This is a genomic window from Halomicronema hongdechloris C2206 (genome assembly GCF_002075285.3).
In the GTDB taxonomy this organism is placed as follows: domain Bacteria; phylum Cyanobacteriota; class Cyanobacteriia; order Phormidesmidales; family Phormidesmidaceae; genus Halomicronema_B; species Halomicronema_B hongdechloris.
On the sequence record NZ_CP021983.2, the window covers coordinates 4102453 to 4114995 of the forward strand.

General features: G+C 54.0%; 15 protein-coding genes and 1 pseudogene. 5 read left to right on the forward strand and 11 right to left on the reverse strand.

Annotated elements, in window-relative coordinates; genetic code table 11:
• Positions 1-92 precede the first annotated feature (92 nt).
• Together XM38_RS27915 and aroQ are read left to right on the forward strand one after the other, a co-directional pair.
• Positions 93-221: a hypothetical protein gene (locus XM38_RS27915; protein ID WP_256995676.1), complete on the forward strand. Its 129-nt coding sequence runs from the start codon at positions 93-95 to the stop codon at positions 219-221.
• 62 nt (positions 222-283) lie between these two features.
• The gene (aroQ, locus tag XM38_RS18585; protein WP_088430667.1) at positions 284-733 is read left to right on the forward strand and encodes a type II 3-dehydroquinate dehydratase; all 450 of its coding nucleotides are present in this window, start codon (positions 284-286) and stop codon (positions 731-733) included.
• A gap of 57 nt (positions 734-790) precedes the next feature.
• Here aroQ and ilvN read toward each other — a convergent pair whose 3' ends face one another.
• Complete coding sequence (gene ilvN, locus XM38_RS18590) at positions 791-1309, reverse strand: acetolactate synthase small subunit (RefSeq protein WP_080805799.1); 519 nt, start codon at positions 1307-1309, stop codon at positions 791-793.
• A gap of 607 nt (positions 1310-1916) precedes the next feature.
• On the opposite strand from ilvN, the gene infC reads away from it, so the two are divergent.
• From infC to XM38_RS18605, 3 genes and pseudogenes are all read left to right on the forward strand, one after another.
• Positions 1917-2432: a translation initiation factor IF-3 gene (gene infC / locus XM38_RS18595; protein ID WP_080805798.1), complete on the forward strand. Its 516-nt coding sequence runs from the start codon at positions 1917-1919 to the stop codon at positions 2430-2432.
• 201 nt (positions 2433-2633) lie between these two features.
• Complete coding sequence (locus XM38_RS18600) at positions 2634-5618, forward strand: HEAT repeat domain-containing protein (protein WP_088430669.1); 2985 nt, start codon at positions 2634-2636, stop codon at positions 5616-5618.
• Positions 5619-5778: 160 nt separating this feature from the next.
• Positions 5779-6219 (forward strand): annotated as a pseudogene (locus XM38_RS18605) (Crp/Fnr family transcriptional regulator); the annotation flags it as partial.
• Positions 6220-6526: 307 nt separating this feature from the next.
• On the opposite strand, the gene XM38_RS18610 reads toward XM38_RS18605, so the two are convergent.
• The 10 genes from XM38_RS18610 to XM38_RS18650 form a co-directional block, all read right to left on the reverse strand.
• The gene (locus XM38_RS18610; protein WP_088430671.1) at positions 6527-6937 is read right to left on the reverse strand and encodes an ester cyclase; all 411 of its coding nucleotides are present in this window, start codon (positions 6935-6937) and stop codon (positions 6527-6529) included.
• A gap of 190 nt (positions 6938-7127) precedes the next feature.
• Positions 7128-7856, reverse strand: coding sequence for an oxygen-binding di-iron domain-containing protein (locus XM38_RS18615; RefSeq protein ID WP_080805791.1), 729 nt, complete (start codon positions 7854-7856; stop codon positions 7128-7130).
• A gap of 97 nt (positions 7857-7953) precedes the next feature.
• Entirely contained in the window at positions 7954-8106 is a 153-nt protein-coding gene (locus tag XM38_RS26470; protein ID WP_202978920.1) for a hypothetical protein, read from the reverse strand.
• A 204-nt stretch (positions 8107-8310) separates the two neighbouring features.
• The gene (locus tag XM38_RS29115; RefSeq protein WP_391540787.1) at positions 8311-8406 is read right to left on the reverse strand and encodes a Rab family GTPase; all 96 of its coding nucleotides are present in this window, start codon (positions 8404-8406) and stop codon (positions 8311-8313) included.
• 110 nt (positions 8407-8516) lie between these two features.
• Positions 8517-9014, reverse strand: coding sequence for a GFA family protein (locus XM38_RS18625; RefSeq protein ID WP_256995677.1), 498 nt, complete (start codon positions 9012-9014; stop codon positions 8517-8519).
• A gap of 133 nt (positions 9015-9147) precedes the next feature.
• Positions 9148-10101 carry a sulfotransferase domain-containing protein gene (locus tag XM38_RS18630; protein WP_088430673.1) on the reverse strand — a complete coding sequence of 318 codons (954 nt, stop codon included), beginning with the start codon at positions 10099-10101 and terminating at the stop codon, positions 9148-9150.
• 45 nt (positions 10102-10146) lie between these two features.
• Positions 10147-10437 carry a DUF1330 domain-containing protein gene (locus tag XM38_RS18635; protein WP_080805786.1) on the reverse strand — a complete coding sequence of 97 codons (291 nt, stop codon included), beginning with the start codon at positions 10435-10437 and terminating at the stop codon, positions 10147-10149.
• Between the two features lie 44 nt (positions 10438-10481).
• Complete coding sequence (locus tag XM38_RS18640; RefSeq protein WP_137455169.1) at positions 10482-10661, reverse strand: hypothetical protein; 180 nt, start codon at positions 10659-10661, stop codon at positions 10482-10484.
• 163 nt (positions 10662-10824) lie between these two features.
• Complete coding sequence (locus XM38_RS18645) at positions 10825-11712, reverse strand: GNAT family N-acetyltransferase (protein ID WP_088430675.1); 888 nt, start codon at positions 11710-11712, stop codon at positions 10825-10827.
• 5 nt (positions 11713-11717) lie between these two features.
• Positions 11718-12203 (reverse strand): hypothetical protein, encoded by a 486-nt coding sequence (locus XM38_RS18650; protein ID WP_088430677.1) that lies wholly within the window; start codon positions 12201-12203, stop codon positions 11718-11720.
• Positions 12204-12543 lie beyond the last annotated feature (340 nt).

Sequence of the window (12543 nt, forward strand, 5' to 3'; positions counted from 1 at the left end):
GCAATGGATCATCCCTTGTCGAGTTCTTTGTTTTTGATGATCTGGGTATCCTTGGATAAGAAGCCGCGAGGCGACAAGGGAGTATTTCGCAGATGGATTATATTGAAAAGGTTCTCGAAAAGCTGGGAGAATGGGTAGACAAGCTCATTGATGCTCTGTTTGGTCCCCAAGCTCAACCAGACCACGAGCCCATTCCAGTCCCTGTGGATGATCGCCAATAATATCTACTGACTTCGTATCTGGGACTTCGTATCTGAGACTCTGTATCTGATAGGAAGCATCTTTGCTAACCATCTTGGTCTTACACGGGCCCAACTTGAATCTGCTGGGTCAGCGAGAGCCAGAAGTCTATGGTAAGCAAACCCTTGATGATGTCAACCAGCAGCTGCACCGAGAAGCAAAGCAGTTGTTAGTAACGCTCGAAGTCTTGCAATCCAACCACGAAGGCGACCTGGTAGAGGCAATTCATAGTGCCTGGAATCGTTGCCATGGCTTGCTCATCAATCCAGGCGCCTATACCCATACTAGTGTGGCCATTCGAGATGCCATTGCTGGCGTTGGTATACCGACTGTCGAAGTTCACCTGAGTAATCTCTATCGGCGAGAAGCCTTTCGACAGCATTCCTATATCGCTCCCGTTGCTATCGGCCAAATTAGCGGCTTCGGGGCTGACAGCTATCGGTTAGGGCTACAGGCTCTAGCAGCCCACTTGCGTCACTCAACTCCCTCCTGATGAGGAGTTATCCCCTTTTGTAGCCGCACGTGCTGCAGCGCAAGCAATATTGCCGCCCTAGAGCTTACTCTCTAGGGATTTTAAGTACTCAGTGTTGACACCAGATTCTCGGGTGAGGGCAATTTTACCGGTGCGGGCAATTTCACGGATGCCGAAGCGATTCAGTACCTGCACGATAGCTACCATTTTCCCCGGATCCCCGACTACCTCTAAGGTCAGCGAATCTTCAGCCACATCCACAACCCGGGCTCGGAAAATTTGGGCAAACTCAATAATTTCAGACCGAGTGGCACTGGTGGCATTCACCTTGAGCAACATTAACTCCCGCTCAACGCAAGGCACCTCTGTCACATCCTGAACCTTCAGGACATTGATCAACTTGTAAAGCTGCTTAGTCAGTTGCTCAATGGAATTGTCATCCCCCAGCACCACCATAGTGATGCGGGAAATCCCCACCTGTTCAGCGGGACCCACCGCTAGGCTCTCAATATTAAATCCCCGCCGCGCGAACAGCCCCGCGATCCGAGTCAGCACCCCTGCTTCATCCTCTACCAGCACAGAGAGGGTGTGCTTCATGACAGCAGGTGTCATAACGGCAAGACTTTCAGACATGGGCATAGACACGAATTCAGAATCAGAAGGGACCAGCGTTAGCCGCAGAGAGCACAAAACACTCTCAGTCTCTAATCATATAGTGTTAGCCAGATGACTGAGAATACGTCGGCCTCAATTCGTACTCTAGACTCAGGCATTTTCTAGCACGCCCCCTCCCCAGGAGATGACCGTTGACCATGCTAAAGCAGGGTTAGGGAACCTCCCGTACACATATTGCCCAACCTACCTGATTGTAGGTCCACCGTCCCAACGTCTTGATAGCGTTGTCCAGAAAAGGCACCCTACTCAGGGCAGCTTCAGCCAGACGACCCAGGCAATCAGTTTATTTTTTGACAGTTTCCTTTTCAATTCGCAACAAAGACTCACACTGTTTTGAGGTATCCCATCTAATATCGAGATGGATTTGGACTAGGTAGGCCACCAGCACAGCCATAGCATGACGCCATAGAATGCGTTAAAACGGTGTACATTCTATACCTAGTTCAGGTTTTTTTCCGTGATTCAGCCTATGCAGGTCCGATGCAGCCCCATGAACCGTCGTTAGTCATCACTACTTGTATTCCTGCTAATGCGTAATCGAAATACCCCGCCTATTAACCAAAACATTCGATTTCCGGAGATCCGCGTCATCAGCACCGATGGGGAACAGCTGGGAATCATGAGCCCTAGCGATGCGATCAGACTAGCTGAGGAACGCCAGCTTGATCTGGTGTTGGTGAGCGATAAGGCAACGCCCCCCGTATGCCGCATCATGGACTACGGTAAGTATAAGTTTGAGCAAGAAAAGCGAGCCCGGGAAGCGAAAAAGCGTCAACACAACGCAGACGTCAAAGAAGTCAAGATGCGCTATAAGATCGACGAGCATGACTATAAAGTCCGCGTTAAGCATGCTCAACGCTTTCTCAAGTCAGGGGATAAGGTAAAGGCAACGGTCATGTTTCGGGGGCGAGAAATTCAGCACACGGACTTGGCTGAGGAGTTACTGCGTCAGATGGCTAACGATCTAGCCGATGTGGCTGAGGTGCAGCAAGCTCCTAAGCGCGAGGGACGTAACATGATGATGATGCTCTCTCCCAAGAAATGAGCCTTGTCTAAGTCCAGCCTTCGCGGGTAACGTCAAGAAAGACGACCGACCACGACCCGGACGGGGGCAGTCGTGGGTGGGCCGCTAGCACTGGGCAACTGGCGCTACTGTCTCATCTTGCTGTGCCGTCAAGCAGGCATGGGTTGCGGCGTAGGGCTTGACTGTCCCCATAACCATTGCCAATGCTCAGGTTGCTACGATATGAAGGCACTCAGGGTTGCTCGCTATCCGTCTCTAAAGCGGGGCTTACGTCAGGCGGTTAATCTGCGTCCTGGTGAGGGCCGCCGCACCCTGTGGGTATTTGCCTCCTATACGGCCACCTCCATGGGCATTTTGTGGTTGGAGGTGTGCTCAGCTGCCCTATTTTTAGGGGAATATGGAGCCGAGTCGCTGCCCTGGATCTATCTTTTCAGTGCGGCAGTGGGCCTGGGGTTGAGTGTGATCTACTCATGGTTGCAGCGGCTCTTGCCGCTGCGCCGGGTCATCGTGTTGATGGCGCTGTTGATGGCACTACCAATTCTGCTGTTTTGGTGGGGGCTCAACAATGGCTTCTTGGTCGCGGGGATCGTCTTTGCCATGCGGTTGTGGATGGAAGCCATCTACAGCCTCAATGATCTGAATGTGTCGGTTACGGCTAATCAGCTTTTCAACATTCGGGAGATTAAGCGGGCTTATCCCTTAATTAGCAGCGGCAACTTGGTCGCCGATGTGTTGAGTGGCTTCTCTGTGTATCTGCTATTGACTTGGGTGGGTCTGGAGAACGTCCTGCTGTTGGCGTTTCTGGTCATGATGGTGGGGGCGGTGATTCTGGTTCACCTGAGCCAAACCTACGAGCATGCCTTCCCCGATGCCCCCCGGCGGCCATTAGAAGAGGTGAGCGTACATCCATCGAGTCAACGGTTGCAGGGGCCGGTACAGCAGTATGTGGTGCTGCTGTTTAGCTTTTTTGTCTTGGCGCAGGTCTTGCTCTACTCCATTGAGTTTCAGTTCCTGAATCAGGTTGAGCTCAATTTACCGGAGAATGCGATCGCACAGTTTCTGGGGCTGTTTAGTGGCCTACTGGGGTTAATTGAACTGCTAACCCAGTGGTTTACCTCTAGTCGTCTGATCGAACGCCAGGGCGTGTTCTCGGTCACCCTAATCTTGCCGAGCGCCATTGTCCTGGTTGGTAGCCTCACCCTGGTATTTAGCCACGGCGTCCTATGGGGAACAACGAGTCTGTTCGTGGGCTTGGTTGTGCTCAAGTTCTGCGATGAGTGGTTGCGCTATACCCTGGTGGCCAGTACCCGTCCCGTGCTGTTTCAACCGATTCCAGAGCGGAGTCGGGTGTCTTTGCAGTCTTTGGTAGGGGGGTTAGCCGAGCCCCTATCTATGGGGATGACCGGGGTCATCATCTTAGTCACTCTGGCCATTAATAGGCAGGTATGGCCGCAGCAAGTGGTGATCCAGAGTCAGTTCTTTTTGGTGGGCATTATTCTGGCGGCCTTGGTGTGGTTGGGGGCTATCCTGCTGTTGCGATCGCGCTATTTAAACTTGCTAGTGCTGGGCGCTGAGCAGGGATTGCTCACCTTCTCTGATGCTAACTTGCGGGTTCTAAAGCGCGCGTTCATCGAACAGTTAGAGCAACCCGGTTCTGAGGCCGATAAACGCTCCTGCATTGAGTTACTGGCCCATCTCGATCCGCGCGGAGTGGGGGAGGTGTTGGCACCTCGCCTCAGGCAATTAAGTCCCAATTTGCAGCGGCAGAGTCTGGAGGCCATGTTGGCCTATCCCAATGAAGTCTTTCTAGACTCGGTAGGCGGCCTGATTCAATCCTCGCGGCAGCCGGAGGTGTTGGCCCTGGCCCTACGCTATGTCTGGATTACGGAGCCATCGCCTGATATCAATGCCTTGCGTCCCTATCTAGATGCCGACATCGACCCGGTGGTGCGGGGCACGGCGGCGTCCTTGATGCTGCGACGGGGCAATCCTCAACAACGGGCGGAGGCTACCAATACCCTGCGCCAGATGCTCACCCATCAGCAAGAACGAGAGCGGGTCATGGGCTGTCGTGCCCTGGGGGAGGCCGATTATCTGCAGGCCCTACGACTCTATATTCCCACCCTACTCCAGGATCCGTCCCTGCGGGTGCGGCGAGCCTTGCTAGATGCGATCGCAGCTACCCACTTAGAAGAATACTATCCCTCCCTGCTAAAAGCCCTGCAATACAAATCCACTCGGGAAGCAGCCCAGCAAGCCTTAACTCGCCTAGGGGATGATGCCCTACCCATATTAGAGCGAGTAGCCATCGATGCCTATCAGCCGGATACGCTGAGGGTTCAGGCCTGGCATGTGATCGGCAACATCGGCACCTATCAGGCGCTAATGGTCCTAACCAACAATCTAGCGAACTCCTGGGGGAATCCTCGCCGGTGGATCCTGCGCATTTTGCTAAGCCTCTTTCAGGAAAAGGGAGTGAAGCGTTCTTTCACCATTGACAGTGCTCTAGACCGATTGGGGCGGTCCGGCCTAGAGGAACTGCTGCGTCAGGAACTCTCCCTAATTGGGCACACCCTTGCTGCCCTGCTGGATCTATCGCCAGCCCATGTCACTGGCGAGGCAGCCGATTTACTACGCCAGGCCCTTGGCAACATGGAAGCAGATGCTCTGGAGCGCTGTTTCATGTTGCTGCGCTTCATGGCTCCCCCGGGTACCATTCAAGCCGCCCAAGCCAGTCTGCAAGGATCCCCCACTAGTCGAGCCCGGGGCCTAGAGATCCTCGACAATGCCCTTGATATCACCCATAAACGCACCTTCTTGGCACTTTTAGATCAGCGGTCCGATCGCGATCGCCTAAATGCGTTGACCGCCATTGTGTCCTACACCCCCATGGTCCCCAGTCAACGGCTGCGGTTTTTGTTAGAGCTGCGTCATTTTCTCTCTGATTGGGCCCTGGCCTGCTGCTTTCATCTGGCTCGCCAGCAGCACTGGAGTTTGACCGCCGAGCAAACCCTAGCCTCCCTGCGTCATCCCACCAGCTTTGTGCGAGAAGCTGTTCTCACCTACTTGCGGTTAGCCTCGCCCCGCACCCTGAGGAGGTTAATTCCCCTGTTGCAGCAGGATCCTAACCCTGTCGTTAGTGCCCAAGTGCAGGCAATTATGACCGAATGGAACTATAGTTCATCAACCTCACCTCAGTCATCATGACCGGCACTGACAGTGATGTTACTCATATGTGACTCAGGCATGTTGCCGTTACGGTGATTGACACCAGGGGCATACTAACGGTAAGTCCTACGATTAGCCTAGCTAACCAGCTGCTATTTAGATCAGGGATTCCCTCTACCAACTTACTGCGACGGTCTCAATGCTTACCAGTGTTCATCGACTCCTGTTCATCCGAGGTGTGCCCATCTTTAAGGAACTGCGGGATGATTTTCTGGTGCGCCTGGCGTCGGTGATGGAAGAAGTCTCCTTTGGTAGCCACGATACCGTTATCGTCGAGGGGCAAGAAGGGCGAGCCCTTTACATCTTGGTATCTGGACGATTAAGTGTTCATTTGAAGGGACAAGAGTTGGCCCAACTAGAACCGGGGGCTTGCTTTGGTGAGATGTCTGTCTTTGATGCAGAACCCCGGTCCGCCTCGGTAACTACCTTAGATCCCTGTGACTGTTTGGTCCTCACCCAACAGCAACTCTATGACGCCATTGAGGAAACCCCAGACATTGCTGTTAATATCATTCGGCTTCTCTCTCGCCGGATTCGAGAACTTAACCAAGACCTCAATCAACACAAGCAAGCAGCCAGCCCTACCCCTACTTCTCCCTCGCTAGACCACCAGCCCTTAACGACAGAACTGTCTGTTGCGTCTCCCCTCAGCTGGTTATCGGGTCAGGGAGAGGTTACGTCGAAGACTGGGGATTTTCCCTACGGTCGCTCATTGAACTAATTCGAAACGGCTCGGCGACAGCTTGAAAAGACCGTGAATGGGGGAGTGAAGTGAACGACGGCTTTCCACACCTCGACTAGGCGTGGAAAGTCTGCAGCCTCAACGGAAAAAGTCTGGGTTTGCAATGGCATTGCAGTCAAACTAAACATAGACAGTACCGTTTGGTTTATGGAATGAGCGGTATGCCCAACTGCCGAGCCTGCGACGCAGCATCCCTTGCACCCCAACGGCGCTTAATTTTACCGTTCTCTATCTCGAACCATTCCATCGCAACCAGTTCGTACGACTTGCCAGTTGGCTGGTTTCCAAAGGCAGCCACATGAAAAGTTCCCGTCTCTACGTACCTCGCAGCTACAACGTTTCCCTCCGCTATTAGGCTCTGGACGTTGAGCTGCATGCCGTAGCCCTCGATTAATTGTCGCCAGATCGGCGCGATTTTCTCAAAACCACCCTCGTCGAGCACTCCTTGTATCTCGACGTCCTCAGTGAGTAATGACTTCAGCGCGTCTAGGTCACCTCGATTGAATGCCTCTACATATTGGCGAACTACTGCCTTAGACTCTTCTTCGATTGACATCGTTTTTCCTCGCAGTGATTATTTCAGTACTTAGCGTCGTTATTAGCGACAGGAGTCGGGGACGATTAGGAAACAGTCAAAAAAAAATCACTGAAAGCCTTACTAATAAGGAATTTCGAGGATTTTTGAGCTTATTCCCCAACAACTCTATTAAGTTCTGATCTGGTGCATGCTCTTATTGGGCTACGCCTCATTCAGAGAGTTCTTCGGCCAGGGCTTGTAGCAACTTGGCTCCATCACCTTGCCACGCGCTTCCGTGCATACAAGCAAGTACTCTCGGCTTGGTTGAGGCCAATCGCTCTAACATCTCTCGCCCATTCTTCGTGTGCGAGTAGTAGTCCATCTGCTGTCGAAAGACCTCGCTCGGCCCCAGGATGTCTGATGCTATCAGGGGAGGTAAGTCTGCCCCCCCCTGCGTGAACAGATCTCCGCAGAACAATGTCTTCGTAGCCTCTTCCATCAAATAGCCACACTCCCAGGCATGGGGCAGGTGCGGCGTGTCAAACCATCGGACCGAGTGTTTCCCAACTGAGAGTACCTCTCCATCCGCGAGTGCATGGGGAGCCCGATCTGCCATGTCTTCGATGGATACCATGGCTGCAATCTTGCCGCAGACTGGAATAGCGTGGGGAGCAGCCGCTAGCCATTCATTCAGTGAGCCACATTCATCGGCCTCTACATGGGAAAACGCGATGTATCTCAGCCTCTCGATAGGGATTAATTTGGCAACGGCCTCATGGATCATTGGAAACAGCTTGCGGAGGCCCGTGTGAAATAGCAGCGGCTCCTCATCCACGATCAGGTACTGGTTAAAGGAGAAGCCGGGTACTGGGGTGTTTATCCGGTAAATACCGTCAGCAACTTCATACAGGTTAGTTCCAGATTGTGTGTTGGTCACTGTCGTGTGGGTCACTATCATGGCGTCTTACCTCCGCAACGAGTGTAGGAAAGTACATGAGTTGAGCAGCCTAACGGTCGTGGGCAGTGGCTGTGAGTTTTTTTAACTGGCAATCCTTTCAGATCTTTTCTGCATCGCTGTAGGCTTCAATGGTTGTAAATTCGCGCTTTTTACCCGGAAACGCCGCGAAAATCTGCCGATGGCGGTTGAGGCCATATTCGTCTGCTCGTGTTTCGTATTGCTTGACCCATTCGATCAGCTGATCGAGCATTGCTTGTTGCTGCGCAGACGTGTCGAACTTTTCGGGTTCCCAAGGTTGCTGTCGGCAATGAGCGACGCAAACATCAATGCCTGGGTTGAGAAACCACAGCTCATCGCAGTGGGGTAGAACGGCTTCAATCAGGTCGCTGTAGCAGCCTTCGATAATCCAATGGTGGTGCTGAGCAAGAAACTGTTGAAGCAGCTCCAGGCAATTTCATCCAGGGATAGACGGGCAATGGCGATCGCCAATCAGTCGTCGAGCCATCGTGCTTTTGCCAGCACCGGCGTTACCTAGCAGCACAATTTTCATAGCTAATCCTTCAACTCCGTCAAAATGGCGACGGCTATACATCAATGGCATCACGCGCGATGGATGAGGTGAGGCTAGAGGGTATTGAGACAGGGGAGGGCACGTCATTGTCATACCTTCAAGGGGAGAGAGGGGTCCATGCCAGGTGGCCACGCCGCAGATTGGGGTAACCCATCGGTAATCTCATACCACGGGGCTTTGGAATCCACGAAAATGTGCTCTTCTGGACGCACCCCTGGATCGCCATCGATTGTGGCCAAGACCACCTCGGTGACGTTGCCCGCTTCAGTGCTGACCAGGTGAGAGCCGCACTGCCGGCAAAAGCACCGCTGCCGGCCCGGCGATGATTCGTATCCCTGGACCAATTCCAGCCCCGATGTCCACCGAAACTGTTCGGAGTTGATAAGCGTCCAGGTAACAAAGGCCGCCCCGTGAGCTTTTCTGCAAATAGAACAGTGGCAATGCCCGGTCGGGCCTAGCGGGCCGGTGATCTCATAGCTCACGGCTTTACATAAACAACTGCCTCCAAGGGTCATGTCAATACCTCCGATTGGGTGAATGGTTTGTGAAGATGGAGGCGGTTGAGTCGGGGTATAGAGATAAGCCATTGTCAGGCTCCCTGAATCAGATATTAGGTATGAATATGGGTTGTGTTGAGGAATAGTTTTAGGTCTCGGTTTGAACTGGGTATGGGTGCTGATTAAATTGGTGCTTTAGATTGAGCAGCACCTAACCGGGGATTTAGGCCATGCCATTTACAAGCCAGCGGGCGCAGTCTACTCCTAACTGGTCCAGGGCGATCGCTTCGTAGCGCTGGCTGTCTTCCGTGGACAGCATGTCTTTCCAACGACCATTTGTGCCCTTGTGGACGAAGGTTTGGGCACCCCCTTCCCAGAAAGTACCTCCCAGGGGAGCGCTTTTCTCGGCATGGCGCTTCATGTAATCGAAGCTGCAGTGCTCAAGGATGGTGGGCCACTGGTTCTCGTCGATGGGAATATCGAGGAACGCGGCGATTTCGCGAATCTGACCCGGCATGTCGCGCTTCAGGTCGGCGTAGTGCAGCAGCATGACGTTGGGCAGGTGGCGGATGGCCCACCAGGTTTTGATGTTTTCCCAGAACGGCCAGAAGGGATAGCCGTCGTTGTCTAGCCAATCGCGGAAGTACTGCACCACCGATTCGGACGGCTTCTCCAGGGCGGGGCCGACCCGTCCGGGGGTATTGTTGAGGGCATCGTAGAACGCCTCGTTGCCATTGGCGTGGTGGTTGTACAGGCTCCACACTACGTCTCGGCCATCGCGAGCGACGTACAGGTATTTGGCCTTGGGGGAAAATACCAGGGCATCGACGGGCAGGTGGGTCTTGAGGAAGCGGCGATGGGTCTGGGCTTCCACTTCTGGTAGCTTGATTGCCTTGGGAGGGATGCGCAGATCCAGCCAGGGAGACAGTACCGCCACTTCCACATCGGGTGCGCCGTTAAAGATGAGCTGACCGACGATCTGCTGGGTCCAGGTGGTGCCGGACTTGGCGTAGCTGCCGATAATGATGTCGTCATCGCGGAACTGAAACTCGTTCCAGATAGTGGAGTCGAAGTGGTGGCTATGGAGTTCGCGGGTCTTTTGGGGCCACTGGATGGGGGTCTGGTAGTGGTAGCGATCGCCGATTTCTAGGGATTGTTGCAGAGTGGCTTGGGTCATGGGTGGGGCCTTTGTGATGTGGGGAGTGGGGGAGACCTTTGCCTATTAGAAGCCTTCAACGAAGACAGCGTTGGATTCTGAGCCAGAGAGGCTCAGGGCTTTTAAGTCGGCATAGTCGTCGGAGTCATACCAGTCGTGGGCTTGCTGCAGGCTGGGAAACTCAATAACGACTAGAAAGTTCGGCTGCCAGTGGCCTTCCGCGACAGCGGGGTTGCCTCCAACGGTCAGGTATTTGCCGCCGTGCCGGGCCACGTTGTCAAACACGCCAGCGCGGTATTGCTCCATCTTTTCTGGATCTGTAACGTTGAGTAAGTCGAACACGCAATAGGCGGACATCGGTAAACTCCTTTTTTTGCAGTAGATTCAGTCTTGGATTGGGATTATTGCGGGGGGAAGCCTGTTAAGGCGATGGTGTATTCCTCGACTGGTTTTTCGCCTGCGATCGCAACGTTAGCAATAGGTTCAGGTGTCTCGAAAGCATGGGGGGGTGAATGGTCATTAAGGGATAACACCATCAAGGCAGTTGTCATAACTGCATGTACAAAGGTTGAGTAGCGCATGAGAAAAACTCCTAGAAAGTGGCAGGGTAAAGTAACCCCTCGTTAAAGCGAGGGAGAGACTATTTGGAGGAGCGTGCTGTAGTGCCACCCATCGCCGGGGAGTGCTTCAGGGCATCCTGTCGGGTGATGACCCGACGATGATTCAACCTGCGGACGGGGGAGCTTAAAACAGAATTGAGGGGAGAAATACGCCTTTGGGCTGGTTGTATAGCCCCAGGCTCATCAGGGTCATAGGCTGAACCACTCGCAGACCGTGTTCTAAGCACCAGCGGAACAGATGACTGTTGCGGCTAGGCAGCATAAAGCCTGAACCCTCGAAGGCTGGAGCTGCACCGATTAGCGCCTTCAGGTCTTCGTTGGTTTCGCCCACGGCGTGACCGAAAAAGCCAATCAGGGTGGCGTAGCCGGTAATGCGACTGTCGTGCTCTACCACGGTGGCGCTGCCCTGACGAATCGTGGCCAGCAGTTCGTGGCTGCGAGTAAAGCCATGAACTTCCTGGCAGAGGCGATCGCAGCCCGGCAAATCCGCTTCAGTCGCGGGGCGGACAGGATAGCCCGGAATTTGCAGGTTCAGGGGCGGCCCCTGAATGTTGGCAAGGGGTTCCTGCACGTCGAAGCCAAGCTTGGTGTACAGGGACAGCGAACGGTTGTGGAAGGTCGCCTGCAGTAACCGCACTCCGGCAAAGCCCTGCTGCTGCGCCCGGTCTAACACGGTTGCCATCAGGTGTCGGCCCACGGAGGCATTCTGGATATCGGAGGCAACGGTGATCGGGCCAACGCCGGCGATGGCACACCCTTCCTGCAGAAAGTTGCTGCCGACAATGCGGCCGCCGACCTCTGCTACCACCGAGTAGTAGAGGTCAGGCTGAGAGAACAGCATCGAGATCAGGCCGTGGGCGACTGCCGGAGTTGGGAAATCGGGGGGAAAGTTGTGCTGAGTGCTGATGGCCTTGAACGCTTCGTAGCAGATCTCGCCGCAGGCATCGGCATCCGCGGCCGTGCCGGGGCGAATGGTAAGGGTGAGATCGGGGGATGGGATTAACGTTTGCATAGGAATTACCTCCGGGCATCGACCAGGGAGAGCTGATTGACCAGTTCGGCAATGTTGGCAGGGCTGAAGGCCGCCAGGTACTTGGGGGCAATGGCGGGCGTCAGCAACTCGATCATCAGCCAGTTCTCGACCCACAGCTCGATCACGTCGAACAGCCCATCACGGCTACAGGGGAACACGCGCCAACCTGCGCGATCGGCGATCCGCTCAATTTCTTCCAGGCTGATCGGTACCGAAATCGCTGCGTGAAAGGACACATAGCGAGTGGGCTGCGGCACCAGTCGAAACCCTGCCTGCCCCTCATGGGCATCCGGAATCAGTTCTGAACCCAGCGGGTAGAACTCGATCATCGTGCCTAGCTCATCGCCAGCCATCGCGACAAAGCTGCCGGGGTTGAACGGAAACGGCGCCACCTGTCCCTGCATGATTTCAGCCATGACGGTGGCGACGTGGCGAGGGTTATTCACGGCAACGGAAATGTGGTGAAGCATAGAAACCTCTGTGGCAAAAAAAGCGGAGGAAGAATGAACAGCGTTGGAACTCATTGACTGGAAGCGAGGAGTGATTGCGTCGAGTTCTGAGTTCCGAGGCATCAGTACCTCATAACATTGACTATGCTTCAAGTTTGGAGTCAGTCTATTGGAAAAACAAGACGAGATAGCTGCAGTTAACTGCCAACTTAATGGCGACTTTTATCGCTTCAAGGCGGCAATTTAAGCCGCTGCGCCGTTGCATTAGTTAGCGACTGTATCGGTTTGCGCTTAACTCGTACTTAAGTGAAATAACTGAATTAAAATTGGATAAACCCTTGCAAGCGGTATGGCTCTCCCT

What these genes read in the sequence shown, in the direction of transcription:
- infC (WP_080805798.1), top strand. Translation starts at nt 1,917, where the DNA reads ATGCGTAATCGAAATACCCCGCCTATTAACCAAAACATTCGATTTCCG.
- XM38_RS18645 (WP_088430675.1), bottom strand. Translation starts at nt 11,712, where the DNA reads ATGCAAACGTTAATCCCATCCCCCGATCTCACCCTTACCATTCGCCCC.
- XM38_RS27915 (WP_256995676.1), top strand. Translation starts at nt 93, where the DNA reads ATGGATTATATTGAAAAGGTTCTCGAAAAGCTGGGAGAATGGGTAGAC.
- XM38_RS18640 (WP_137455169.1), bottom strand. Translation starts at nt 10,661, where the DNA reads ATGCGCTACTCAACCTTTGTACATGCAGTTATGACAACTGCCTTGATG.
- ilvN (WP_080805799.1), bottom strand. Translation starts at nt 1,309, where the DNA reads ATGAAGCACACCCTCTCTGTGCTGGTAGAGGATGAAGCAGGGGTGCTG.
- XM38_RS18615 (WP_080805791.1), bottom strand. Translation starts at nt 7,856, where the DNA reads ATGATAGTGACCCACACGACAGTGACCAACACACAATCTGGAACTAAC.
- XM38_RS18630 (WP_088430673.1), bottom strand. Translation starts at nt 10,101, where the DNA reads ATGACCCAAGCCACTCTGCAACAATCCCTAGAAATCGGCGATCGCTAC.
- XM38_RS18625 (WP_256995677.1), bottom strand. Translation starts at nt 9,014, where the DNA reads ATGGCTTATCTCTATACCCCGACTCAACCGCCTCCATCTTCACAAACC.
- XM38_RS18600 (WP_088430669.1), top strand. Translation starts at nt 2,634, where the DNA reads ATGAAGGCACTCAGGGTTGCTCGCTATCCGTCTCTAAAGCGGGGCTTA.
- XM38_RS18650 (WP_088430677.1), bottom strand. Translation starts at nt 12,203, where the DNA reads ATGCTTCACCACATTTCCGTTGCCGTGAATAACCCTCGCCACGTCGCC.
- XM38_RS18610 (WP_088430671.1), bottom strand. Translation starts at nt 6,937, where the DNA reads ATGTCAATCGAAGAAGAGTCTAAGGCAGTAGTTCGCCAATATGTAGAG.
- XM38_RS26470 (WP_202978920.1), bottom strand. Translation starts at nt 8,106, where the DNA reads ATGCTCGATCAGCTGATCGAATGGGTCAAGCAATACGAAACACGAGCA.
- XM38_RS29115 (WP_391540787.1), bottom strand. Translation starts at nt 8,406, where the DNA reads ATGAAAATTGTGCTGCTAGGTAACGCCGGTGCTGGCAAAAGCACGATG.
- XM38_RS18635 (WP_080805786.1), bottom strand. Translation starts at nt 10,437, where the DNA reads ATGTCCGCCTATTGCGTGTTCGACTTACTCAACGTTACAGATCCAGAA.